Origin of the sequence: Roseibacillus persicicus, from assembly GCF_014651675.1 — a bacterium.
GTDB classification, from domain to species: Bacteria; Verrucomicrobiota; Verrucomicrobiia; order Verrucomicrobiales; family Akkermansiaceae; genus Roseibacillus; species Roseibacillus persicicus.
Genome location: NZ_BMXI01000017.1, coordinates 121,046 through 147,142 on the forward strand (window position 1 = coordinate 121,046; position 26,097 = coordinate 147,142).

The 26,097-nt window shown below is 57.2% G+C and carries 15 protein-coding genes; 10 read left to right on the forward strand and 5 right to left on the reverse strand.

What is annotated here, in order from left to right:
* Window positions 1–3: 3 nt before the first annotated feature.
* Window positions 4–786, forward strand: coding sequence for a 3'(2'),5'-bisphosphate nucleotidase CysQ (gene cysQ, locus IE099_RS17725; RefSeq protein ID WP_189573014.1), 783 nt, complete (start codon window positions 4–6; stop codon window positions 784–786).
* Window positions 787–805: 19 nt separating this feature from the next.
* Window positions 806–1,882, forward strand: a complete 1,077-nt coding sequence (locus IE099_RS17730) for a glycerate kinase (RefSeq protein WP_189573017.1) — start codon at window positions 806–808, stop codon at window positions 1,880–1,882.
* A gap of 69 nt (window positions 1,883–1,951) precedes the next feature.
* On the opposite strand, the gene IE099_RS17735 is transcribed toward IE099_RS17730, so the two are convergent.
* The gene (locus IE099_RS17735; RefSeq protein ID WP_189573020.1) at window positions 1,952–2,413 is read right to left on the reverse strand and encodes an EF-hand domain-containing protein; all 462 of its coding nucleotides are present in this window, start codon (window positions 2,411–2,413) and stop codon (window positions 1,952–1,954) included.
* Between the two features lie 83 nt (window positions 2,414–2,496).
* Here IE099_RS17735 and IE099_RS17740 point away from each other — a divergent pair, with 83 nt between their 5' ends.
* The 3 genes from IE099_RS17740 to IE099_RS17750 are packed head-to-tail and all read left to right on the forward strand — an operon-like array spanning window position 2,497 to window position 5,252.
* On the forward strand, window positions 2,497–3,483 hold the full coding sequence (locus IE099_RS17740; protein WP_189573023.1) for a phosphatidate cytidylyltransferase: 987 nt from the start codon (window positions 2,497–2,499) through the stop codon (window positions 3,481–3,483).
* Window positions 3,483–4,646 (forward strand): 1-deoxy-D-xylulose-5-phosphate reductoisomerase, encoded by a 1,164-nt coding sequence (locus IE099_RS17745; RefSeq protein ID WP_189573026.1) that lies wholly within the window; start codon window positions 3,483–3,485, stop codon window positions 4,644–4,646. The genes IE099_RS17740 and IE099_RS17745 overlap by 1 nt, the downstream gene beginning before the upstream one ends.
* Window positions 4,647–4,655: 9 nt before the next feature.
* Window positions 4,656–5,252 carry a hypothetical protein gene (locus tag IE099_RS17750; protein ID WP_189573029.1) on the forward strand — a complete coding sequence of 199 codons (597 nt, stop codon included), beginning with the start codon at window positions 4,656–4,658 and terminating at the stop codon, window positions 5,250–5,252.
* Between the two features lie 61 nt (window positions 5,253–5,313).
* Here the strand turns inward: IE099_RS17750 and IE099_RS17755 are convergent, their stop codons facing one another.
* Window positions 5,314–6,129, reverse strand: coding sequence for an alpha/beta hydrolase family protein (locus IE099_RS17755; RefSeq protein ID WP_189573032.1), 816 nt, complete (start codon window positions 6,127–6,129; stop codon window positions 5,314–5,316).
* A gap of 15 nt (window positions 6,130–6,144) precedes the next feature.
* Complete coding sequence (locus tag IE099_RS17760) at window positions 6,145–7,494, reverse strand: replication-associated recombination protein A (RefSeq protein ID WP_189573035.1); 1,350 nt, start codon at window positions 7,492–7,494, stop codon at window positions 6,145–6,147.
* A 137-nt stretch (window positions 7,495–7,631) separates the two neighbouring features.
* Here IE099_RS17760 and IE099_RS17765 point away from each other — a divergent pair, with 137 nt between their 5' ends.
* A complete protein-coding gene (locus tag IE099_RS17765; RefSeq protein ID WP_189573038.1) occupies window positions 7,632–8,093 on the forward strand; it encodes a hypothetical protein in 462 nt (153 codons plus the stop codon).
* Window positions 8,094–8,121: 28 nt separating this feature from the next.
* Here IE099_RS17765 and IE099_RS17770 read toward each other — a convergent pair whose 3' ends face one another.
* Complete coding sequence (locus tag IE099_RS17770; protein ID WP_189573041.1) at window positions 8,122–8,682, reverse strand: hypothetical protein; 561 nt, start codon at window positions 8,680–8,682, stop codon at window positions 8,122–8,124.
* Between the two features lie 115 nt (window positions 8,683–8,797).
* A complete protein-coding gene (locus IE099_RS17775; protein ID WP_189573044.1) occupies window positions 8,798–10,069 on the reverse strand; it encodes a hypothetical protein in 1,272 nt (423 codons plus the stop codon).
* Window positions 10,070–10,196: 127 nt separating this feature from the next.
* On the opposite strand from IE099_RS17775, the gene IE099_RS17780 reads away from it, so the two are divergent.
* The 4 genes from IE099_RS17780 (at window position 10,197) to IE099_RS17795 (ending at window position 25,900) form a co-directional block, all read left to right on the forward strand.
* The gene (locus IE099_RS17780) at window positions 10,197–10,766 is read left to right on the forward strand and encodes an RNA polymerase sigma factor (RefSeq protein ID WP_189573048.1); all 570 of its coding nucleotides are present in this window, start codon (window positions 10,197–10,199) and stop codon (window positions 10,764–10,766) included.
* A 264-nt stretch (window positions 10,767–11,030) separates the two neighbouring features.
* Window positions 11,031–16,229 (forward strand): YfbK domain-containing protein, encoded by a 5,199-nt coding sequence (locus IE099_RS17785; RefSeq protein ID WP_189573051.1) that lies wholly within the window; start codon window positions 11,031–11,033, stop codon window positions 16,227–16,229.
* A 1,220-nt stretch (window positions 16,230–17,449) separates the two neighbouring features.
* Window positions 17,450–24,316 (forward strand): hypothetical protein, encoded by a 6,867-nt coding sequence (locus tag IE099_RS17790; RefSeq protein ID WP_189573054.1) that lies wholly within the window; start codon window positions 17,450–17,452, stop codon window positions 24,314–24,316.
* A 66-nt stretch (window positions 24,317–24,382) separates the two neighbouring features.
* Window positions 24,383–25,900 (forward strand): sulfatase family protein, encoded by a 1,518-nt coding sequence (locus IE099_RS17795; protein ID WP_229809575.1) that lies wholly within the window; start codon window positions 24,383–24,385, stop codon window positions 25,898–25,900.
* Window positions 25,901–26,097: the final 197 nt, after the last annotated feature.

The following is a 26,097-nucleotide window of genomic DNA, read 5'->3' on the forward strand; positions in this document are numbered from 1 at the left end:
TTTATGATTTCCACTGCCCACGGCATTTCTTTGCCCGAGCTCCTCGCCGCCACCCGGCAAGCGGGGGAGGTGATTCTTGAGGTCTACGCGCGTGACTTTGAGGTCGAATACAAAGGTGACGACTCGCCCCTGACCGAGGCCGATCAGAAGGGCAATGCCGTTCTGATGGAGTTCTTGCGGGGAAGCTATCCTGAGATTCCCATCATTTCTGAGGAGAACAAAACCATCGACTACAGCGAGCGCAAGGACTGGGAGCGGTTCTGGCTCGTTGACCCCCTCGACGGAACCAAAGAGTTCATCAAGAAAAATGGTGAGTTCACGGTTAATGTCGCGCTCATTGAAAATGGGGTGCCAGTCCTAGGGGTTGTCTATCGCCCCACGACCGAGACTTTCCATCTCGGCGCAGTTGGGGAAGGCGCTTGGCGGATTGAAGGGGATTCCTGGACTCTGTTAGAATCCCAAGCCCACTATCAGACCTTGGATAAGGTCACCGTGGTGGCGAGTCGTTCCCACCTCACTCCCGAGGTTGAGCAATTCGTCGAGGACCTGAAAAGCGCTGGCAAAGAGGTCGAATTCCTCTCGGCCGGTAGCTCGCTCAAGCTTTGCCTGGTGGCAGAAGGAAAGGCGGATGTCTATCCTCGCTTCGGTCCGACCATGGAGTGGGATACTGGGGCTGCCCATGCGGTCGCCCTGGCGGCGGGCCGTCAGGTCAATAGCCGTGAGACCGGGAAGGCTTTGGCTTATAACAAAGAGAATTTGCTGAATCCTTATTTCATCGTGGAATAATATCTGCAATAGGTGGCGCATGAATATTCTCATCGCCTGCGATAAATTTAAAGGGTCACTTTCCGCAAGGGAGGTGGCCCTTGCTATTGAAAAGGGACTTGGCGAAGGCCATCAAATTGAGCTCTGTCCCATTGCGGATGGGGGTGAAGGATTTGTGGACGCGATGTTGGCTGCCTTGGGCGGAGAGGTGAGGACTTGTCTTGTGTTGGACGCCTTGGGGCGTGAGGTCGAGGCGAGCTACGGGATTTCTAGTAGCACCGCAATTATCGAGATGGCGGATGCCTCGGGACTCTGGCGCATTGCGGAAGCTGAACGGGACGTTTTGCGAGCGTCAACCTACGGCACCGGACAGTTAATTGATGATGCCATTGCCCAGGGAGCGACGAAGATTTTACTGGGGGTCGGGGGGAGCGCGACGAATGACGGGGGAGTTGGAATGGCTGCGGCCTTGGGCTGGCTTTTTCGGGACGAAGCAGACGATGTCTTGGAAGCCAATCCCGTCGACCTGGCGGATTTGGCAACCGTGGATGGCTCCCAGGTGTCAACCTTGCCTCCCATCGAGGTGGCCTGTGATGTTGAAAACCCGCTTTTGGGCGAACGGGGGGCAACTGCTGTCTATGGTCCGCAAAAAGGAGCGGGCCCAGCCGAGCGTGAATATCTGGAAGCCTATCTCGAGCACCTGATGGCAGTGTGTGGGGGAGAAAAGGCCGCGGAGGTCCCGGGGGCGGGTGCTGCGGGAGGCTTGGCCTGGGGGCTGATGACTTTCGCCAATGCAACCTTGCGACCGGGATTTGATATTGTCGCGGATGCGGTTTCTCTGCAGGAGCGAGTTTCTCAAGCCGATGTCGTGATTACCGGTGAGGGTTCTCTCGATGCCCAGAGCCTGGAGGGCAAAGGGCCAGTCGGCGTGGCCCGTTTGGCGAAGGAGATGGGCAAGCACACGGTTGCCGTCGCAGGTCATATCTCCGATGAGGTCAAAGAGAGCGATTTGTTCGATCAGACTTTTGCCCTTACTGATACCGGTTTGCCTCTGGAGCGTCTGATCGCGGAGGCGTCGAGCTTGATTGAGGACGAAGCTGGGAAGATCCGGCTCTAGGGTTTGCACCAAAAAGAGCCCCCGAAGAGGCTCTTACTTGTTCAAGTTGAAAGGGAAGAGTCGGAGACCTTACTCGCCAGCTGGCTTGGGGCCGCGCTTGCCGCGTGGACCTTCTCCTTTGCCTTCGCCGCCCTTACCGCCCGGGCGACGGCCTTCACCACCGCGGGGCATCTCTTTCTTAATGGCCTCTTTCTCCTCTTCGCTCAAGACGCCGTCACCGTCTTTGTCGAAGCGGGCGATCAGGGCTGCCTTACGCTCTTCCGGGCTCAATTTGCCATCTTTGTCGGTATCGAACTTTTCAAGCATCTCGGCACGGCGCTTTTCCATTTCGGCACGGCGGGCCTCACGAGCGGCTTTGCGCTCTTCTTCGTCGAGTTTTCCGTCACCATCTTTGTCGAACTTGGCGATGACTTCAGCAGGGAGTTCGCGGGGGGCGCGGGCTGGTCTCTCCTTTTTTGCTCCTTCAGTAGGCTCCGCTTGGAGGGCGAGGGGAGCGAGGATGCCAGCAACGATTAGTAATGTCTTTTTCATAGATTTATTTGGTTTGTGAAGTTTTCACTTCGAACGAATTGCGTTCGAGTAATCAAACCTGTCGATGCGGAGAAAGTTGCGCGGTGGCACTTTTTTTTCCAAAACTTCGCGCGGTATCGATTGCGGCACGCTTTGGCGTTGCGGCCTCGCGTTCGGTAGGGTGGACTGGTGGCAAGGTGGCTGACGAACAAAAGAAAGAGACAAAGTCCCGCGTCTTTGGCGCCCGGCTTTTGAGCACCCTGGTCGTTTGGGCTGTGGTTATCGGTGTTTTTGTGAGCGCGAACGCGATTGCGGTAGGGGTGGCCATTGCCGTATTGGCTGTGCTGGGTCTTCTGGAATGGCGCAAGCTTTGGAAAGGGCAAGCAGACGACTGGTGTCTCTGGGCCATGATCATAGTGGGAGCGGGCTATTTGGGCTGGTGGGTCTACTCCCTGAGCAGCAATGAGCATGTCGCCGAGGATGCCGAGTGGGTCGCCATTCTGTTGGTGGTGATGGGGAGCTTCGGGGTGCGATTTCGCCGTCCTATCGAGGGGAGCGAGGCCATTGTTTCGGTTTCGGTCGCGGTGCTGGGTCTGATTTTTCTCGGCTTGATGTTTGGTGGAGGGTTGATGCGGCTGGCCAATGCGGGACCGACTCCACGCGAGGGGCAATGGTTCATGCTGATGGTGATTGCCGCCACCAAGTTTACCGATATGGGCGCTTATGCGGTGGGTAGCTTGGTTGGGAAAAATAAGATGATTGCCCACATCAGCCCCGGCAAGACTTGGGAGGGCTTCCTCGGGGCACTCTTGGTCGCACAAGTCGGAATTTGGCTGGTTCGGTGGGCCGCGACCCTTGGGGGCGCGGATCAGCTGGCCTGGTTGCCACAGGGCTGGATTCTCGCTCTTCTCGGTTTAGTGGTGGCCCTGGGCGCTGTCGCGGGGGACCTTGCTGAGTCTCTCCTCAAGCGGAGCCTTGCCGCCAAGGATTCCGGTCACGTTTTACCGGGAATTGGTGGGGTGTTGGACCTGATTGATAGTATTTGTTTCACTGGTCCTTTGGCCTGGATCTTCCTGAAACTCGTTTCCTAATGAAAGAGTTTACCGGTAAACGCGTCGTGATCCTGGGCTCCACGGGCTCTATTGGAGAGAGTGCGCTCAAGGTTGCGCGGGAGTTGGGACCGGACCAGATGCAGGTCGTGGGCTTGGCTGCGGGGACACGCCATGAAGAGCTTGCGGCGCAAGCGAAGGAGTTCGGAGTGAGCGACGTCTGCATCTATGACGAGAGTCGTCGTTCGGCTTTGGAAGAACTCTTGCCCGGAGGCAATGTTTCGGCCGGGGCGGAAGGGCTCATGGAGTTGGCGACGCTCGCCAATGCCGATATGATTCTGGTTTCGATAGTGGGCACCGCGGGTCTACTCCCGACACTGGCCGCGATTGAAGCTGGCAAAGACCTTGCCATCGCCAGCAAAGAAATTCTAGTCATGGCGGGAGAGATCGTGATGACTGCGGCTCGCGAAAAGGGGGTGAATGTTCTTCCGGTCGATAGCGAGCACAACGCTATTTTTCAATGCCTCGAAGGCCAGCGGGGAGATTCAATCAGTCGGCTGATCTTGACCGCTTCGGGAGGACCATTCCGGACTTGGGAGAAGGAAAAGCTTGCGCACGTGACCCTCGCGCAAGCCCTGAAGCATCCGACCTGGTCGATGGGGCAGAAGATAACGATCGATTCCGCGACTATGTTTAACAAAGGTCTGGAGATGATCGAGGCCCGCTGGCTTTTCGGAGTCGGAATGGAGAAGGTGGATGTCATCGTGCACCCGCAGAGCATCGTTCACTCCATGGTGGAATACCTCGATGGCAGCGTGCTCGCCCAGCTCAGCACCACGGACATGTGCTTCCCGATTCAGTATGCGGTCACTTGGCCCGCGCGCTGTCCAACCGGGCTGAAGCCCCTTGACTTTGCCGAGCTGGCCAAGCTGGAATTCGAGGCCGCAAGGGAAGACGCTTTTCCTGCGGTGAGACTCGCTCGCGAAGCAGGCCTGGCAGGAGGTTGTTTGCCGGCGGTTCTCAATGCTGCCAATGAAGTGGCGGTGGATGCCTTTGTCCGAGGGCAGCTAGGCTTCACCCGTATTGCTGAGGTGGTGGAATCGACCATGGAAAGGCTGGCCTCCCATCAGGGGCAAACTTTGGAAGAGATTCTTGCCGCCGATACGCGTGCTCGGGAGCTGGCGCAAGAAGCACTCGCAGTCTGATTTTCTACAATGGACAGCTCCAATCCTTATCAAGCTCCCCAAGCTGAAATCGCACCTCAGGTCGAGCAGGGAGAGGCTCTGTTCTATGTCGTTTCCTCGCGGAAGTTCTGGATTCTGTTTGTGGCGACCTCGGGTTTCTATGGGCTCTATTGGTTCTATAAGCAATGGGCCACCTACAAGGCCAAAACGGGAGAGGGGATGTGGCCGGTGATGCGAGCTTGGTTCAACATTTTCTTCACCCACAACCTGTTCGGGCAATTCGAATCCGGGGCCCGTGCCGCCGGGGCAAAGGATGTGGCCTCCTTAACAGGGTTTGCCACCCTCTGTGTTGTTCTTTCGATCACAGAAAATGCGACAGGCCGTCTTTCGGCAAAGTCCATTGGCTCTCCTTATACGGACCTGGTTCAGCTATTGGTGAGTCCCATTATTGGCTTCTGTCTCTGGAAGGCGCAGCTGGTTGCCAATGTGGCTTGCGGAGATCCGGAGGGAGAGCAAAACAGTAACTTGACCGCCGCCAACTGGGTCTGGATCGTGATCGGGGCTTTGTTCTGGTTGATGGTTTTCCTTGGTCTCGCCATGATGTTTGGCTGGGTTGAAGGGGAGTAAATGACTGTGGCGACAGGCTTGCTTTCCGCGTTTGACGCGACGACTTGCCGATCAGGGGCGCCTAGTTCCGGCATTCAAGAAGGGCCTTGACCAAGGGCTCGACGGGAGAAAGGCCGTGGGGATGGTGACCTTGCCCGGGCTTGCGCCAGATCGTTACAGAGCCTTTGAGCGCTTGATAGCGCTTGGAGAGAATGAGAGCGTTCTCTTCGATTGGGACGACTTCGTCTGCTTCGCCGAGGACGAAAAAGAGGGGGACTTTGGCCGCGGCAAGCTCTTCGAGACCGTCGATGGGGTTGCCTTTGAATTCAACGCTTTGTTCTTCACTGATTCCATAGGTAGAAAGGCAGCCTTCCCAGTCTTTGGCGGACTTCCCCCGAGGCCACGAACGGATATCGCAGACAGGATTGTCCCCATAGATGGCGCTGACCTTTTCTGGATTGGCTTTCGCCCAGTTGAATACAATCAGTCCACCCCGAGACATTCCTTCCAGAATAGGCTTGGGGTGAAGTTCGAGCTCTTGCGAAAACCGGTAGAACTCGTCCCATCTCGCAACAGCTTGGGGACTTCCGTAAAGATTGGCGACATCGCAATAGCAGACGTGGTAGCCTTTCCCTAACAGAGCGATATCGAGCGCTGGTTGATGGCCCCAGAAGCGAGCCCTCCATATCCAGGGGCGGTCTTCCGCTGCTTCTCGGGGAAAGACGACGCGTGCCAGCGCCCCTGAGCCGAGAGTAAACTCGACCCCTTCGAATCCATGGAAAGAGAGAGTCTTCCCTTCCAGCTTCTTTAAGGCGAACCGTTCGGTCGGGGTTACGTCTTGGGCGGCACCAAGAAGCGTGAGGGAGAGGAAAAAGAAGAGTCGTAATATTGGCCTCATGGTCGTGTGCGGGAGCTACTTCTTTCCAGTGGACTGCTCTTTCCAAAATGCGAGCCGTTCGCCAATTCGTTTTTCCATGCCGTTACTACTAGGTTTATAGTAAGTTCTGCCCTCGGGGAGGTAAGCTTGTGGCGTGTAGTGGCCCTCGAAGTCGTGCGAGTAAAGATACTTCATAGCCGCCGTGTCCGCTCCCGAGTCGGTGGCGAGTTGCTTGCGGAAGCGAGTGCGCAGGTGCAAGGGGACCGAGAGGGTCTTGCCCTCCGCGACATCCTTCATTGCTTCTCCCAGGGCCGCGTAGGAGGAGTTGGACTTTGGAGCTGTTGCGAGATGGACGGTAGCTTGGGCGAGGGGAATTCGCCCCTCGGGCATTCCAACGAATTCGAGCGCCTGCTGGGCGGCAACCGCAACTTGCAGTGCGCTGGAATCCGCCAGGCCGATATCCTCCGAGGCTGAGATGACGAGCCGGCGGGCGATGAAACGGGGATCCTCCCCGGCGGTAATCATCTTGGCCAACCAGTAGAGCGCCGCATCAGGATCGGAGCCCCGGATGGCTTTGATGAAGGCTGAGATCGTGTCGTAATGTTGGTCGCCATCAGCATCGTAGAGGACGGCTTTCTTTTGAATCGATTCCTCCGCAACCGAGAGAGTGATTTGATAGCTGTCGGTCTTTTCGAAATCCACTCCGCTGACTGCGAGCTCCAGGGCGGTGAGGGCCTTGCGGGCGTCTCCGTCTGCCTTTTCCGCCAGATGAAGGAGGGCTTCGTCAGTCGCCTCAATGGGGAAGCCACCGAGACCGCGTTCGTTGTCCCGCAAGGCATCCTGCAACAAGGCAACAATGTCGTCGGTCTCCAAGGATTCCAGTTGAAAGACCTGCGAGCGGGAGACCAGCGGGGAATTGATATAGAAGTAAGGATTGTGGGTGGTGGCGCCGATGAAGCGCACGGTCCCACGCTCGAGATGGGGGAGAAGGACGTCCTGCTGGGCTTTGTTAAAGCGATGAATTTCGTCGATGAAGAGAATGGTCGTTTCGTCTCGTAGTTTCTGCCAAGAGGCGGCCTGTTCGATTTTTGCGCGGATTTCAGCCACGTTGGATTCTACTCCATTGAGGGACTCGAAGCGCGACCCCGTGCTCTGTGCGATGACGGTGGCGAGGGTGGTCTTGCCGGTGCCGGGCGGTCCGTAGAAGATTAGGGAGGTGAAGCGGTCGGCCTCGATGGCGCGGCGAAGCAGTTTACCCTTTGCCAAAATATGGGCCTGCCCGCGGACCTCGCTCAATGTCCGGGGCCTCATCCGTGCGGCAAGAGGCTGCTTCGCCAGATCCGGGCGATGGCTGGGCTGTGCTTCGTCGTCAAAGAGGTCGGGCATTTCTTCTGGAAGAGTCCAGAATACCGGGGGTGGGATCCAGATTAATGTTTTCCAGCAGGAGGCCATTCCTGAGCCATCCCGTTGTCAGTGCCGCCTCTGGCCTTTCGGGGAAAATTAAGTTAAGGGCTAGGGCATCAATGGTTGTCAAAGGAGAAATCTTGCCCCCCGGAGAGCCTGTCCGCCAGTTTTCGGTTCTATTTGCGAATCGGGCCGGTGCGCTGGTGTCGCTGACCAATCTGCTCAAACGTTCCCACATCGAGGTCCTGGGTCTCAGTGTGCAGGATTCGCGAGATGCGACCATTGCGCGCCTCGTTCTCAGTGATCCGGACACTGCCGAAGCTCTTTTTATCGAAAAAGGCATTCCCCACACCGTCTGCGAACTGGTGGTGGTTGGCTTTCGTGAGGTGGGGGAAGAGCTGATCAAATGCTTGGATACACTGCGATGTGCCGAGGTGAACATCGATTTTGCCTACGGGCTCCTGCCGCACCCGCGCGGCCTCACTTTAATGGCCTTTCACCTGGATGACGGGGACTTTGCCGCCAATGTGCTGCACTCGGCCGGCTTCCGCGTTCTAAATCAGCAGGAGCTCAGTCGATAGAAGCGGCTATTTCTGGAGCCGAAGGTTTCTAACCGAGCAGGGGATGGTCGGGATTGAGCTCCCGCAATTTGCGAGAGAGACCCCGGATGTGGTTGGGGTCGCTGTTGGCTTGGGCCATCTGCAAACGCACGGCCACGATTTCCTCGCTTTCCAACAGATCCGAGGGAAGTTCCAACATCAGTCGTTGCGCTTCCTTTTGATCTCCAACAGCCATCATCCCTTCAATGGTCGCGACCATCTCATCGCCGCTCGGAGGCTGCGGCTCTTCTGAAAAGGCTGCCGAGCGGGAGTGCGGGGGGAGTTGCTTGGCCTCGGGGCCGTCCACCGTTTCCAGATAGACCAGCTCGGGGCCCTCCTTCTTGCGACGATGGTGGTTCAGGACCAGAATAATCATCAACGCCATCAGGGCCAGAGTTGGTTCCATGATGAGCGGCGTCCAGAGAAACCCCGTGATCAGACTGAAGGTCCGGCCAATGGTGCCCGGCAGGTAACCGCAAACCCAGATGAATACGATGAAACCGGCAAATCCCAGTAAGATCATCGAGCCTACCCGCAAGGCTACCTGCTGTTCGCGGTCAAAAATTTTCACTCCGCAATGAAGCACTCTTTTCTTAGAAAGAAAACGTCAATCAGCAGGCAAATCCCATGAGCGGGATTCTGCCAAGTCGGGTGGGAAAAAAGGCCCTGGGCGAGCCCACAGGCTGCTATTCGGAAGACATCGCAAACTCGATATCGACCCCTTTTGACTTCCAGCCCTTCGAGATGTCGGAGGCGAGTTCGTTGAAGGAGCGACCATTGAGGAGCGCTTCGAGGGCCTCCTCACCTTCTTTCCCTTCGCGCAGAGCCTTGAGAAAGGCAGTGATGGCGATGCGATCGCCGCCGCCTTCCATCTCGAAGAAATACGTCGTGATGAGCAAGCCCAGGCCGTAATTGAAGTTGGCTCTCGCTGTGAAGGAGCCGTAGGACTGGAGCATGTAGCTCTTCAGGTCAGGAGCCTTGATTTCGTCGCCGAGCGCGCGGCCCCCGTTGTCCTCCCGGCCGTACTCCGTGGCGTAATCTTTGGCTGCCCGCAGAGTCTTCGAGACCATGAAATTGCCCGAGCGATAGGGCGTCACCGCCACGTATTCGGCGAGTCCTTCCGAGAACCAGCCACGGGCTCCGTGGGCGTAGTAGCATGGGTCGGTCAACTGGTGGGCCAATTCGTGGGGGAGCGTATTGTTGCTCTCCCCGTAGTCCACCGAGTAGGACGAGCCGACCTTTTTGACCCCCAGGGAGGTGAGGGGAACCATCACCACGTCACCGCCTCTGCCGCTCATAAAGACTCCCGCTGAGCCGGGAGGGCCTCCGTTTTTGAAGTAGGTGGCCTCTGATTCAAATAAAAGTATCCGGTGCCGAAAGTCCTCTCCGGACAAGTGAGCCTTCTTGGTGGAAATTGGCATAACACGGCAAAGTTCCCTCGTGCCCTCAAACATGACTGCAAACCTCTCAACCAAATGCGGCTTGAGGGGAACATCACAAATGAACTCATAGTGATCGCTATGATAAGTATACTTTTTCGCCTCTTCGTCTGAGGAAACGAAGTCAACTTGGACGTTATCAGGGGACTTTACCAACTTGGGCCATTCATCATCGAAGTTATCAGGAATCTCTCCCAAGGACGGTTCGTTACCTCGTTCGGACGCCTCGTTTGTTTCTCTTTTTTCGTCAAATTCCGATTCGTCAAAGTTGGGGTCGACAGCACCTCCGTTGTCGCGAAACGCGGTCACAAAGGCTTGATCTTTCTCCGATAGCGTATCGAGAGCGATTGCGCGGGAAGTTTTCTGACCCTTGAACTGAATAATGGCTTCAGTTTTGGTTGCCGTGATTAGTTCCCCTTCGGCGGTTCTGTTATCTTTGGTTGTCCAGATTCGGGATTCCGCTGATAGACTGACCAGGAGAGATATTGATAATAGGGGGATGACTGACTTCCACTTCATAAGGCTTAGTGATTTTGTGAGTAACTGTTAGTTCTACGTATTCCTAGCAAAGAAAAGTCATTTTTTTTACTAAATTATCCCAAGAAGATTTCCCGCCGCGTGTCGTTAGCAATGAAAGGATGAACGTATGTCGAACGCAACCGCCTCAAATGTGATGCTCATAACGGGACCATCACCGGGCGGAACCGCGCCACCCAAGCCCACCATGCGCGAGGTCTTCGACGCGGAGGAAGAGGGGCTGGTGCGCTTTGCATACGGTTTGATGGGACGCCGCGAGTTGGCCGAGGAGATCGTGCAGGAGGGGTTTCTGGCCTTGTTCGAAAATTACGGAGAGGTGGAGAATCCCCGGGCCTGGCTCTATCGCGCGATTCGCAACAAGGCCCTCAACGAAATCCGGAAGCGCAAGCGCGAGGTGCTCGATGAAACCGCCGCTGAGAATCAAGACGACGAGCGCGAGGCTCCCGACGAAGTTCTGGGGCGCTTGGAGGCAGCTGGCCAACTCCAGCTCCTCATTGCCGACCTCGCCCACCGCGATGGCGAGCTGGTGCGGCTGAAATATTACGAGGGTCTCGACTACAAGGAGATCGCCCAACGAACCAAGATGAGCGTCGGCAACGTCGGCTATCGCCTCCACCACGTCCTCAAAGGCCTCGCCGACGGACTCCGCAAAGTGGGAGTGGAAGGGAGGCTGGGGTGAGGCTTCTCGAAAACTGCAAGGCGGCTTGGTCTGGAAAAACCAAAAAACCAAAGACTCAAAAACCAAAGCTCTCTGAAGGAGACTTTCAGGCCAGCTACTCACCATCTCAAAAATTCGAGTCTCATCCTGTCAATCTTGTCCCTCGACTCACAAAGCCCCGTCCTAACCCGACCCAAACTCAATCACCCCCACAGAATCTCGCCCCAATTCTGTCTCATTCTGTAAATTCTGACCAAAACTCTCCCAACCCCACCCCCCAAACCCATGAAAGATGACTTCGAAATTGTAGGAGACGCCGCGCGCGAAGCCCGCATCGTGGCCGTCGTTTTAGGAGAAGCCTCCGACTTCGAGCGCGAGGAAGTGGATCGTCTTTGCGAGGAGAACCCCGAACTTCAGGTCTTTCGCCGCCGAATGGAAGCGGTTCACGGTCTCATTGGAGAGGCCCGCTCTGCAAAGCCTGGCTCCGATGCGGACCAGTGGAAGCTATCGGGCGAACGTCGCAATTTGATACTTTCCAAGCTCGCGGAAGAGCAAGCAACCATCGTGCTTCCGGTTAAGAAAAGAGTTAGGTTCCTCGGGCTCAATCCTTGGCAGCACGCCGCTCTCATCGCCGTGGCCTGCCTGTTACTGGGCCTCCTCGTGCCAATGCGGATGAAGAGTTCGCGTGCGCACCTTGTTTCATCGCCAGCTTACGAGTCTGCAGGCGAGCTTCTCGAGGAAGAAGTTTCCGATACCAGTTTGGCCCAAAATCAAAGTGTGGCCCAATTGGAGGCCGAGATCGAAACCCGCTTGGGACGCTTCCGGGAACCTTCCGCTAGAAAGCCTTCAGCCCCTTCCTCGGAAATGGCAAAGGTCATCGCGGCAAATACCGTTTCACCCTCAGCCGTCCCTGTTCCCCAACCCGGCCAACAAGTTGATGCCACTCAGCTTGGCGATGGAGCGGACTTTGGAACCGGCTGGGGATATGGCGGGGATGAGGATGCCTTTGCTGGGAAAAAGAATGAAGTGGCCGCTCTTCGGAGATCGCTTACGCAGAGAACTCCCTCTCGGGCTGCGGATGAGACCCCGGCTCTGATGGCGGAAGCCGAACGAGGATTCGATGCCAAAGCTAGTGATACGGGGGTGGTGGCCGGTAGAGGGCTGCGTTCGGGAGATTTTGCCCTCGGAAAAAGCAATATCGATGGCGTTCTCAACGACCCCAATCGAACGGCGGGAGATGATGCGAAGGACGAGCCTCTTGCTCTGGCCGGCGTGTTTACTGGGGGCGATAGGCCGCAAGTGAAACAGGCCCCTACGAGAAACGAAGTCGGATATGGTATCGACAGCGATCTGTCCGCCGAGGAAGACCCCTTTGCCAGTGACGGCGGGTTCGGTGGAGCTGGACTTCAATTGCGAACCGAGGCCGAGCGCCAGAAAGCCCTTGTCGGGGCGCGCGTCGTTGGCGAATCCGATGGCGAACCTTTGTTGGAAAAGCGTTTCGCTCTTCCTCCCGATGCCATGGCCAAGATGAAGTCAGACTTGGCTGCTTCGTTCGCGGATAGCGATCCTTTCGCCGCAGAACCAGAACCCACCCAAGGTCTGTCAGCCCGTCAATCGGCTTCGGAACTTCTCAGCGATATGGGTGTCACCCTTCCCGAAGGGGCCACCGCTCGCTACCTCCCCTCAACTGGCGAACTTGTCGTCAAGAACACCGCCGAGAATATCGACCTCGTTGATCAGATCGCCGACCAATATGGAGACGGAGGGGGCGATACGGTGGACATAAAGACGAAGTTTGTCGATGAGAGACAGGCGAACACGGATGAACTGGGGTTTGCTTGGTTGGCAGGAGAAGACTCCAATGAGTCGGATCTCGAGGAATTCAAAAATGGTCGAGTCAATATTGCAGGTAATACGAAGGCTGGCGACCGAATGCTCCGACAGGAATTGTCAGAGGAAGAAGGAATGGTGCGCTCCAATCTCGACCTGTCAGGAGTCGTTGCCGGAAGCTTCTTTGCGACTGGAGAGGCTCAATTGGGGGGCTCGGGGACGAATGGAAGTGACCGAAATGCGATTGATCGTCTTTTAAACGACTCAACAACAGGTGGGCTAGCGAATGATTTTTCAGTTTTTCCCGTGACCCCAGCGACAGGCATGGAGCTAGGTCAGCAGTTTCCAACCGAATACGAACCACCCGAATTACCTAATAGTATGGGCACAAGGGACGTCTCTCCCAAGGAGTTAGAGAGTCGTATCGCCGAACTTGAAGAAAAAGTCGCGACCAAGGAGCAGGCTCTCTCTAGAGCTCGTTCTTCCAGCAAAGCGGAAGAGGAACTTGTTGAGCTCGCTACTGAGATGCATGACTACAAGGAAGCAGCCCGCGAGTATGAAAGTTCGCTCGCTGATTTGCAGGAGTTGAAGTTGAAGCACTCCGCAGAACGAGTAGGGCTTCGTGCCCCTAAGGCGCCCGTTGTCATTCACGACAAGCCAGAAGTCCCCAAGAAAAAATCGGGGTTTTTAGGATTGGGCAGTTATGAAAGCGAGGCGGTTCTGCAGCTAACTTCACCTAACGAGGACTTTGGTAGTACGCTGGGTATCAAACAAAGTCGTCAGTTTTTTGATACTCAAGAAGAGGTCGTCAGATCCACCAAGACCTTGGAAGTTGCAGTCGAGGAGAATGGTCTTGCTGAGAAGTGGGGTCTGTCGAAAGACGATGCGGTGAAGCGCCTGAAAAGGAGTGTTGAAGTCTCGCAACGACCCGGCACGGACTTGCTCGAAATTAAGGGAAAGAGCAAAGACCCGAAAGTCGCGAAAGAAATTGCCAGCGCTGTGAGCTCTGCGTTTCAGAAGCGTCGGCTCGAGGAGGAGGCCAAGCGTGCGGAGTCGCAGCTGGAAGCCATCAATGCAGAGGTCGATGCTCAAAAGGAAAAGGTCGAAGCGAAACGGAAGGTGCTCGATACCATCGTTCGCATCACGGGGCGGCCGTATTTTGAAGGATCATCAAAGAGCCCGGAATCGATGGAATCCTCCATGGCGAAAATGGCGGATCGAAACCTCTTCGAGATGAAGAAGGCTCGGGACCAATACAGAATCTATTTGGACAAGCTCAAAACCTTAGATGAGGAGCAAGTCCTCCGTTACGCGGCCGAGTTGCCAGTTGATAATAACTCGGTTCGGAGTCTTCATGCTGAGTACTTAGCCACCAAAAGGAAAGCGGAAGCGCTGAAAGCGTCTGGGCTTGCCCAGAATCATCCCGATATGGTGAGCCAACGGGAGAGAATCGCCGGACTACGCGATGACCTCGATAGCGCTGTTGCGACTTTGAAGGAAAGCTTGGACACGAACTATGAGATGATCCGAGAGCAGCTGGCCGCCACGGGAGATCCCGAGGAAGCGACTCGACTCGAGCGAGAACTCAAGGCTGAGAAAGAGGAGTTGGCTAGGTTGAGGCAACAGGGAAGTCCTGTTGGAAATCTGACTTACGGCGAGAACCCAAAGGGGTTTTCGACCACCGCTTCCAAGCTGGAGAATATCATCATTCCGCATCTTGAGTTTCGAGAAACTTCACTGGAAGACGCGATAGAGTTTCTAAACTTCAAGGCTTTCGAATTGGATCCTGATCCATCAAAAAAGAAACTCAAAATCGTGGTCGAGAAGGGGTCGTCGCCTGAGTTCCTGGGGCTTGAAGGGGATCGAGGTGGAGAATCTTTGCTTTTAGGTGCAGACCCAACCTCAAAGAGTATTGATGTTCTTCGTCTGCGAGATGTGCCCTTCGCGACCGCTCTGGAGTACGTCGCAAACAAGACCGGAATGCGCTATCGTATTGATGAAGACGTCATCACCCTCCTTCCGATCAGTTCCAGTGGTTCTGCTGACTTGGTGACTCGCACTTGGAAGATTTCTCCCGAGGAATATCAGGCATTGATGGCGGAAGCGACGACGACTGCGAAGGAAGATCCTTTTGCCAGTGAAGATGAGGAGTTGTCTTCTGAAGTGGAAGCTTTGCAGAACTCGGGGGTGTCTTTTCCTGACGGGGCTTCGGTGCGTTATCTCGAGGAGAGTGGAGTGATCGTGGTGAGAAATACCGTGAGTAATCTGGATCTGGCGGATCAGATTATTGAGAAGCTGATTGAGAAGGTCAGAGTGGCGGAGGAGACTTCAACCATGGACGAGAAGGATGCCGCGACCCAAGCGGACTCGACCTTTTCGCTGCATGTCAGCGATGTCAGTTTCAAGCTCGCGAAGGCCGCTCTCGATCAAGGCAAGTGGCCGGAGACGGTCCGGGTGGAGGAATTCGTGAATGCCTTCTCGTATGGTGAACGCCAGCTTTTGCCCGGCGAACGGGTGGGGGTGGCGATGGAGCAGGCGGCTCATCCTTCTTTGTCGCAACGCAACCTGCTGCGCATTTCTCTCCAGACCGCCGCGACTGGTCGGGGGGCCGGGGTTCCGCTGCGCTTGACCGTGGTGTTGGATAAGTCCGGTTCCATGGAGCGGCTTGACCGTGCTTCGGCCGTTGACGAGGCCTTCCGAGTGTTGACCGAGCAGCTCAATCCCGGCGACAAGGTGACCCTTGTGGGCTTTTCCCGCACGCCCTCTTTGTTGGCTGATTTTGTCGACGGGGGAGAAGGGGAGAAGCTCTTGAAGATTCTTCGCGAGACCCCGAGCGAAGGAGGCACCAATGTCGAGGAAGCTCTCAAGCTGGCGCGTGCCAAAGCGTTGGAGCACTACGAGGATGGCGCTCAAAACCGGGTGATTCTTCTCACCGATGGGATTGCTAATTTGGGAACCGCTGTTCCCGAACAGCTCATGACCCTGGTGGAGGGGATGCGCGAAGAAGGGGTGGCCTTTGATGCCTGCGGTGTGGGGGTCGAGGGGCTCAATGACGATATCCTAGAAGCGCTCACTCGCAAAGGTGACGGTCGCTACTATCTGTTGGGCAGCACCGAGGAGAGCGGCGCGGACTTTGCCAAGCAAGTGGCCGGTGCCCTGCGTCCGGCGGCCCAGAATGTGAAAGTTCAGGTTCTGTGGAATCCGGAACGGGTGGGCAAGTGGCGTCTCTACGGTTTTGAGAAACATGAGTTGAAGAAAGAAGATTTCCGCAACGATGCGGTCGACGCTGCCGAGATGGCGGCGGAAGAGGAAGGAGTTGCGCTCTATCATGTCGAGGTGAAGCCCGATGGAGAAGGCCCCTTGGGGGTGGCGCGCGTCCGCTTCTTGGACGTGGCGAGCAATGAGATGGTGGAACGGGAATGGGAGATTATCTATCAAGGCGAAGCACCTAATTTGAGCGAGGCCGATTCCAAGGTGCGCCTGGCCAGTGTGGCCGGTCTCGTTGCCGAAAAGCTCGCCCGGAGTCCCATTGGGGAACGTGTTGAGTGGGACGAGTTGTTAGAAGAAGCTCGCCAATTGAAAGGCCTGTTTCCGAAGGAAAAGAGGGTGGGGGAATTGGAAGTGATGATCGAGAAAGCCAAACAACTCGAATGAGCAAAATTGTCCAACATCGTTCACCCAGGCCGTCCAGCCCCAAAGGGGCGAACAAAGATAGCCCAGGGCAACGCCCTGGGTTGGGTGGGGGAGGAGAGGGGGAGCAAGCGGGTGATTTGTTCGTTCTCACGCCTCCCGTCGCGACCGAACGAAACGTCGAACCAGCGCCAGCCGGTGACAGGGAGAGGTCTCACGCTTGCGCTGGGCAATTTATCTCCGAACCGACTTCGGGAAGGTCTCAGAACTCTCCCATCACCCGCTCGTCTCAAATCCGTCGCCTTGTTTGTCCCGGGGCGTTGCCCCGGGCTATCATCTTTCGCCCCGTTGGGGCTGACGTGGGCTTTGCGACGGACGTCTTGGGAAGGTCTCAGAACTCACCAATCTCCCGCTCGTCTCAAATTTGTCGCCTTGATTGTCCCGGGGCGTTGCCCCGGGCTATCATCGTTCGCCCCGGTGGGGCTGGACGTGGATTTGTCTCTCTTTTTATGAATAGCGGTTGTGAGAAGGGAGCCTTCCTTCTTTCTTCTCTCGCCGCGTTCCGGCGAAACACCGAACCGTCTAGCCCCAACGGGGCGAACGAAGGTAGCCCGGGGCAACGCCCTGGGGTTGGTAGGGGAGGAGAGGGGGAGCAAGCGGGTGATTTGTTCGTTCTCACGCCTCCCGCTGCGACCGAACGAAACGTCGAACCTGCGCCAGCCGGTGACAGGGAGAGGTCTCAGGCTTGCGCTGGGCAGTTCATCTCCAAACCGACTTCGGGAATACCTCAGAACTCATTCATCACCCGCTCGTCTCAAATTCGTCGCCTTAATTGTCCCAGGGCGTTGCCCTGGGCTATCATCTTCCGCCCCGTTGGGGCTGACGTTGGCTTTGCGAGGGACGTCTTGGGAAGGTCCCAGAACTCTCCCATCACCCGCTCGTCTCAAATTCGTCACCTTGATTGTTCCAGGGCGTTGCCCCGGGCTATCATCTTCCGCCCCGTTGGGGCTGACGTAGGCTTTGAGACGGATCTTTTGGGAATGTGCCAGAGGCCACCCGCCACCCGTTGGTCTCGAATTTGTCGCCGTCGGTTCCCCAAGGATGCACCCCACGATATGCTCCCTCGCTCCAATGGGGCTAACGCGGCTTTGCTCTTTCTCTTCGTGTGGGCTGACGCGGGGACTGCGGCTGTCTTTTCTTAATCTCTCAATTTTCCAATCAACAACTTTCCAACCCTAACAACTATGATTCGTTCCAAATTCCGAAAACTTGTTCCGCTCTTCCTAATCCTCTCCTCCTTCGTTCGGGCTGATGAGGCGTCGGTGAAAATTGATGTGAAAGAGAAGGTCGAAGTTCCTCTCTATTACTCGGCCATCGTTGAGCAACAAACTACGGTCAACGGCGAGTTCCTCACTCACAATTCCGAGATCTCCATCAAGGTTATTCAAGGCGAGCCCAAGACCTTTTCTTTCGCGCTCTTGGGAGGAGGCGAGGTCTCGCAGGTGGAGTATGCCCTCGAAGGCGAAAGCCCACTGCAAAGTTGGGCCACGCGCCAGGGGCCGGACGGTGCCTTCCTCGATATCACGGTGAAAGCTCCGCAGGACAACTACCGCTTTCGCATCGCTGCCGAACAGGAATTCGAAGAACTCCCTAACAGCTGCTGGATGTGGAACCTCGGCCCGGGCAATAGCGTGGGCTTTAAATCGGAACTCACTGTCTCCGTCGAGGCTGGTTCGGTCGCGGAGTTCGATAAGCTCATTGGCCTCACTCCCGAGCGCAAACAAGAGGAGAAAACGGGTTGGCAGAATTTGCTGGGAGCGGGACCGGTCAGCCGCAAGTTGGTCACCACCACCGGCGGGGAAATTCACCTCATCGTTCGCCGGGACGGGATTCCGGTCGACAGGTTTGAGCTCTTGGGGGCGTCTCTAACAGGTGAAGTCAATGAAGAATCCGAGTCCGCGACTTTCTTCCTGAAAGGTTCGCTCGTGGCCCATGCCGACGAGGTGAGTCTCCCTCTTTTGCGGGGAGGGGCGGCGGTTTCTGAACTGCCCTCGGTCGCGGGGCTGCGCTTTTTTGTCAAGGATGGGCAATACTTCGTCGAGGCCGAAAAGGCTGGAAGCTATGAGTTGAGCCTGCCCTTCGTGGCCAAGCTTGTTCGTGAATCCGACCAAAGCCATCTTTCGTTCACCATCCCATCCACCACCGTGTTGCCTGTGGAATTGACCGGACTCGATCAGGTCAAGTTCTCCGAAGAGCTGTCGGTCAAACCCGTTCTAACAGAGGGCCGCTGGCAGGGCTATGTTCCTTCCTCCGGTCAGGTCTCTCTCGGTTGGTCCGAGGCGGGCGAAGAGGAGGATGGCGCGCTCTTTTTCTCCAGTGAAGGTCTCGTCGATGTGCAGGTGGGAGCTGGTCTCCTCCGTCAGGATAGTTATCTGGGGCTCCGGATTCTACAGGGCGAGTTGGAGGAGGTCCTTCTGCTCATCGATGGACCCGGAGAGGTCTTGGCCGTGGAGGGCGAGGACGTTCTTTCCTGGGAGCGCAACGACGCTGGCCTGCGGGTGCGGTTCCGTGAGGCCATCGAGAAGCAGGTGCGGTTGAAGGTGCGTAGTCAGGTCGCTTTGGCCGCCTTTCCGGTCGAATCACAAACTCTCCGCCTCAATCCCGAGGGTACGGTCCGTCATGCGGGTTACCTGCGGGTGCGCAACGAGGGTGCGGTTCGCCTGGAGGTCGCCGAGGCCGAGGGCTTGATGCAGTTGGCTCCGGACGAATTTCCCGGTCAGGCTATCGAGGCTCGCCAGCAATTCGTCTATCGCTTCCCAACCAACGAGTATGCGCTTTCGCTGCAAGCTTCCCAGATTTCGCCGGAGGTGAGCATCGCCGAAACCCTCGTCTACGAGCTGGGTGATAGCGACCGCGCGATTGCGGCAGACGTCGAACTCGATATCCGCGAGGCCGCTCTGCGCGAGTGGGAAATCGAGGTTCCGGGCGACTATTCGGTGGTCTCGGTGAGCGGGGCAAAGGTGGGGGACTATGTGGTGGGCAGTGATGTTCAGGAGGGACGCCGGGTGCTAAGGGTGATTTTCTCCGAGGAGGTCACTGGCCGTCAGTTGGTCACTCTACAATTGGAAAAGAACGAGCCGGTGAGCGAAGGCGAGTGGGTTCTGCCGCAACTGGTTCACCCCAATGCCAAGGCGGTGCGCGGCGATGTGGGAGTGGTCGGTGCCCCCGGGTTTCGCGTGACCATTGGCAGCGTCGACAAGTTGGCCGAAAAGCCGCTGTCCTTTTTTCCCAAACGCCCCGAGGGATTGCAGTTGGCCTTCCGCGAACGGGAGCGCGACTGGTCGGCGACCCTCAATGTTGAGCGCTTGCCCCGCAGTGTGGAGGCGGATGTCTTCCACCTCTATTCGCTCAAGGATGGTACCGCTTTTGGCAGCGTGGTGGTCAACTACTTCATCACCGGAAGCCCGGTGGATGAGTGGAAACTGAAGGTGCCTGAGAACGCAGGAAACGTGGCTGTCGATGGTCAGAATGTCCGCACTTGGCGCCGCGAAGGCAATGAAGTGATCGTGACTTTGCAACAGCCGGTCATCGGCCTTTATACCCTGCTCTTGACCTGCGAAGAAGTGGTCGGAGCGCAGGGGGGAGAAGTCCGTCCGGGGCGGGTCGAGCCTTTGGGCGTCCGGGGTGAAAGAGGATTTGTGCAAGTGGTGAGTCCGGTGCAGGTCAAGTCCGAGGTCGCGCAAGCGAGCGATGGCTTGTTGAAGTTGGATGCTCTTGAGCTGCCCGCCGAGTTCCGGCTCTCCAGCTCCGCACCTTCGTTGGCGGTCTATCAGTATACCGAGCGCCCTTTCGAGTTGGCGATGAACATCGAGTGGTACGAGCCCGGAGAAACGGTGGAGCAAGTGGTGGAATTCGCGGAAGCGAAAAGCCGAATCTCGCGCGACGGCGAAGTGGTGACCGATGCGGTCTACAGTGTCAAGACGCGGGGCGGCCGAGTTCTGCGGTTGGGCTTGCCGGAGGCGGTTCGCCTCTGGGAAGTGCGAGTCAATGGCGAGGCAGTCAATGCACGTAAAGATGGGGATGCCACCCTCGTTCCTCTTCCTGCGGGAGCCGATGCAAACGAGACCGTGGAGGTGAAAGTGCGCTATGGTCGGGCGGCGGTCAGCCCGACGCATCCCAAGTTGGTTCTGCCTTCCGTCGCGGCTCCGGTCCTGAAGACGGAGTGGAATATCCAAGGTGATGAGCGCCGGCAACTGGTCTTGCGTGGAGAAGAAGCGACGGCTTTGGAGGCTGGAGTGAGTGGATTTGATTGGGTGGGGGGCGAAGGGCTCTTGCCTACGATTGCGGTGATGGCCCTGGTGGCGGGAGCGGTGGCTCTCGGACGGGTGACGAAAATTGCGGGTGGAATTATCCTCGGTCTTTCGCTGGCGCTGCTCGTTCTTTTGCTCATTGCCTCTTGGTATACGCCAGTGGAAGCGAGTTCGCACCTGGACATCGGGGTTCCGGTGCTGGCACCCGGCGAGGTGGTGGAGGCCAAGGTCAGCAACTTTGATAAGGCCCGTTCCCAATGGGATTGGACCAGCATCAGCATTATTTTCGCGGGCTTGATTTGGCTGGGCTATGGCGTCATCGGCCGAAAGGAACGCTGGCACGCCTTTGGCGGAATCCTGCTCGCGGGCGCTGGCTGCCTGTGGATGGAGGGAGGTGCCTTTTGGTTCTTCCTGTTGTTCGCTCTGGTCGTGCTGGGTGTGGGGTGGAAGGTTCTCGCGCAGAAGCCTCGGGCCAAGCGGACCAAGACTGACCCTGACGAGGGTGGTGATTCCAACAACGGTCCCTCAGTCGCGGCGACCACTTTGCTTTTGCTGGCGGGTGGCTTGTTTTTGGGGCAACCGGTGAAGGCGGAGGAGATTCCGGCGGCGGAGACTCTCGTGCAGAAGTGGACGGTGGACGAACATCGCATTTCCGCTGAAGCGGAGCTGACTCTCGTGGGGGAGGAAGGCGACACCTTCCGCTTCCTGCGCAGTGGGGTGACCTTGAAAGAATTTTCGGGAGAGGGTCTTCGCCTGAGTTCGGATGAGGACGGATACTTGCTAACCGTGATCGCGCTCTTCGAAGAAGGGCCGCCGGCTGATGTTATCGAGGGCGAGACTGAGCGCCAACCCGAACTGGTGAAGTCCGACAGCAAGGTCCGCCGGGCTCAGTTTTCCTACGAGATGGTGCAGGATCCTGCGGCCGTGCGGGTGCCGACTGCGGTTTCTGCGGTTGGATCTCTGGAAGTGACCTTGAACAAGTCGGGCTGGGGAATCTCCTGTGAGAGCGCTGCGCAAGTGGTCGAAGGTGAAGATGAGGGCACGAGTTCAGCCCGGCTGATCCTGTTGCCACGTAGCGAAGCGGTTGTCGTGATGAAGCTGCGTGAGCGGGATCCATTGAAGGAGAAGACGGCCTTTTTCGTCGAAGTCGCCAATGCCTATATCCCCGGACCAGGATTGTTAGAAGGACGTCACCAGGTTTCCATTCAGCCTGCGCAAGGGGTGGTTCGGCAGCTCAAGATGATGGTGCCAGAGGGCCTGGCGGTGAGCAACGTGGGCGAAGGGCCGGTTGCTGATTGGCGTTTTAGCGCCGAAAGCCGGGAGCTGGTGGTGGACCTGCGGGAGCCGCAATCTGCGGCCTTCTCGCTCGTCGTCATTACCCAACGCAGTCTCGGTTCTTTGCCTCTTGATCTGGCGGTCAAGCCGCTGCGGGTCCTCGGCGGAGAGCGGGAATTGGGAACCCTCGGAATCGCCTTCCGGGGAGAAGCCCAAGCCGAGCGCATCGAGGTCGACGGTCTGTTAGAAGTCAATTTGGCGGATTTTCCTTCCCAACTTTTGCGCGAAGGAGTTGAGATTCTCCATCGTGCCTACCGCTATGGAAGCGAAGCGGCCGAAGCACGACTGCAAATGGTGCCGGTTGCGCCCGAGGTTCGAGTCGAGACCGATGAACTGCTTTCGCTCGGGGCGGAGCGCCTGTTGCTGAAGGTGAATGTGAAGGTGGAGATTACGCGGGCAGGGATTTTCCGGTTCAGTTTCCCTGTGCCCGATGGTTTCGAGGTCGAGTCCCTGAGCGGAGAGGCCCTCAGTCATTGGAACGAGAGCGGGGAAGGCGAAGAGCGCACCGTGACCGTCCACCTGAAGGGACAGACTCTGGGGAGCCATGCCTTTGCCCTCGTGTTGGCCAAGGCGGGCCTCCTGAGTGACGATGAAGAACAAGAAGAAGTAGCTAAAGAAGAGGATGCCGGTTGGAGTGTGCCTCGCTTTACCATTCTCGAGGCGGCCCGCCAGACCGGTCAGCTGGTGGTGCGGGCCGAGCAGGGGATTCGTCTCCGCACCCTCTCCCGAAAGAATGTTTCCGAGATCGATCCCCGCTCAGCAGGAGCGTCGGACAAGAATGGGGCGGCTCTCGCCTTCCGCCTTTTGCAAAAGGAGTGGGAACTGTCGTTGGGCATTGAGAAGCTGGACCCGTGGGTCACGGGGCAGGTCTTGCAAGAGGTGACCCTGCGCGAAGGGCAGACCCGAAACCTCGTGATCGCTTCCTTGAAAGTCGAGAACGCGGCGGTGCGTCGGGTGCTGGTTCGCTTCCCCAATCTTACGGAAGAAATGACCAAGACCCTGCGAGCCAGCGGTTCGGCAGTGAGTGGAATTTCTCCAGTGGAAGGTGAGGAAGGGGTGTGGGAGATTGGCTTCAAGCGCCGCGTCATTGGTAGCCAGCAAGTGCGCATCGAATGGGAGCGCACCGGCGAGCGAGCCGAGGGGGCCGAGATGGTGCAAACGCTCGTCTTTCCCGAACTGCGCCAAGTATCATCCTATGTCGCGCTGCGGGCGGGAGCGCAGCTAGAGGTCACCCTGGGGGATCTGCCCGAGGGGTGGTATCGTCTCGACTGGACTGCCGTTCCCAGCGAATTGCGGGACGCGGGAGCAGGGGGAATCCCCGCACTGGCACTGCGTTCTGGTGGAGCTCCCTTGCAGGTTTCGGTGGCCCGCCATGCCGTTGCGGAGGCGCTTAAGCTACGGGTCTCGAAGGGTGAACTGACGACCGTGGTTTCGCCTATGGGGGACCTTCTCACTGCGGTGAAGTTGCAACTGGATGTCATTCAGCGGAGCACTCTGCGCATCGCCTTCGAGACTGAGGGAGAGCTCTTCAATGTCTTCGTGAATGGCGAAAGCGTGAGCGTGGTGCGGGATGGCGCGGGCTATCTGTTCTATGTCGTTCCGGGTTCGGGAGGTGGCTCTGCTGAGGTGGAATTTGCCTACACCGTCAACGGAACGGCTGGGAAGGCGCTCGCTTTGCGCAGCCCCGAAATCTCGGTTCCGCTCGAAAATATCGAGTGGCGCGTGATTGTGCCGGAGGGCTATCAGCTCGACGACATTGCAGGCGACCTGGAATTGAAAGAAGAGGAGGGACAGAAGTTTTTCCGCAAGGATTCCTACCTCTCGTCGATTCAAACTCGGACCCTGATGGAAAAGAAAAAGGCTCAACAAGCCTTCGACAAGGCCGACAGTCTCTTGCAGGCCGGTCAGCAGGCCGAGGCCTTGCAGCTCTATCAGAACGTCGCGAACAACTACAATCTCGACGATGCCACCAATGAAGATGCGCGGGTGAAGTTGAACCGAGTGCAGACCGATCAGGTGATGGCCGGGCTCAACTCGCGTCGTCAGCGGCTCTACCTCGACAACGCGTTCGAAGGGACCTTCTTGCGGAATAGCCAACTGGAAATCGCGGCGGCATCCAACGGGATTTTGCAAGGGGAGGTCAACTTCCGACCCGAAGAGCTGGGGCAGCTTCTGTTAGGAAACTCTCGGGAGGAAAACGACTTTCTCCGCCGCATTGCCGACCGGCTGGTCAAGCACCAGAAGGCGACCGAGCCCGCGCCGCAAGCGATCTCGGTCCCCGTGCCGGAGGAGGGTCGGGTCTTTGTCTTCCGTCGTTCGGTGCGGGTGGATGAAGGCAAGCCTTTGGAGTTGGGGATGAAGCTCGGCAAGTCGGGGTCCGCTGACACCTTCAGGGTCGTGGTCGTTTTGCTTCTGCTGGCGGTGGGCGCGGCGAGCTTCGCTTTCGGTCCCCGCCGGGCCAAGTAGTAGGCCCGATGACCGCAGGCCATTTTAATGGTAGGAGCAGGGGGAGTTTCGCGTAGGAGTCTACCTATGAGATTCATGCGCGGTTCCCTGCTCATCGCCTTTGTCGGAAGTCTGTTCGGTTCTTTGGGGGCTCAGGAGCGCCCCAATATCCTCTGGATTTTTTCAGAAGACCTCTCGCCCTACATGGGGTGCTACGACGATCCGATCAACAAGGGGCAGACCCCCGCGATTGACCAGTTTGCCAAAGACGGGGTGCTTTTCAAGCGAGCCTATATGCCTGCGCCGGTTTGTTCGGCCTGTCGTTCGGCCATGATTACCGGCGTCTATCAGACCACCACGGGGACTCATCAGCATCGTTCCTCGCGCGGACCGGATGGCAAGGTCGTCCCGGAGGAGGACCGCATTCATCTGCCGGAGGGAATGAAGACGGTGCCCGAGCTTTTTCGCGAGGCGGGTTACTTCACTTTCAATGCGGGGAAAGATGACTACAACTTTCACTACGATCGGCGCGCGCTCTATTCGGTCGGAACGAGTGCCAAGTATGAGTTGGGGATGAACGGCTGGCAGGGGAACAAGGCCGACCCCATCAACACCTTCACCGAGCACACTTGGACCGAGTGCCCCGAGGGCGAACCCTGGTTTGGACAGATCATGATTTGGGGAGGAAAGGCGAACGCCAGGCATGTGCGCAAAGGGGAGAAGCTCGCCAAGGATGAGGTGCCTTTGCCTCCCTATTTTCCCAAGGCTCCTGAACTGCAGGCTGCATGGACCGCTCACTACAATGCCGCGCGGGGAGCCGACAAGCAGGTCGAGGATATCTTGGCTCAGCTAGAAAAGGACGGAGAGCTGGAGAATACCATCGTCTTTTTCTTTTCCGATCACGGCAACAATCAGTCTTTCCGTCACAAGCAATTTTGCTATGAAGGGGGAGTGCATGTTCCGCTGATGGTGCAGGGCGAGCACCCCGCGTTGAAGGCTGGCACGGTTCGGGATGAGCTGGTTCTCGGGCTCGATATTTCTGCCACCACGCTGGCGTTGGCCGGGATTGCGGTCCCTGACTATTTCCACGGGCGCGACCTTTTTGCGACAGACCACGAGCCTCGTGATTACGTGGTCTCGGCCCGCGACCGATGCGACTACACCATCGACCGAATCCGCACCGTGCGCACTGAGAAGTATCGCTACCTCCGCAACTACTACCCCGAGCGAACCCTGCTGCAGCCCCAGTATCGTGACAACAGTCCTGCGGTGAAAGACCTCAAGCGGCTGCATCAGGAGGGCAAACTAACGGCCTATCAGGAAAAGCACTGGTTCGGAGTGCGTCCTGAGGAAGAGCTCTACGACCTGAGTGCTGACCCTCATCAAATCAACAATCTCGCCGACGACCCTGAGTTCGCGGCCGAGCTGAAAAGGCATCGTGAGATTCTCGACGATTGGATCAAAGAATCCGGTGACAAAGGCGAACAACCCGAATCAGCCAAGTCACTGCGGCCGACTTACGAGCTCTGGAAAGACAATCCCATCTTCAAAAACGCGGTGGTGAATCCGGAGTATCTTCAGTTCTTGAAAGAGCCTGAGCAGTAAAGAAATCGATTTCAAAAACAGCGAAACAAGCGAAACAAGCGAAACAAGCGAAACAAGCGAAACAAGCGAAACAAGCGAAACCGTGATTTCGGGCTCTTCATCAAAGATTGGGGACATGAGGCGATAAAGCCATCATGTCCCCGATGTTTAATCACCTAAAGATAGGCCTGAAGGGTTACGACCCCCTTCAGGATTCC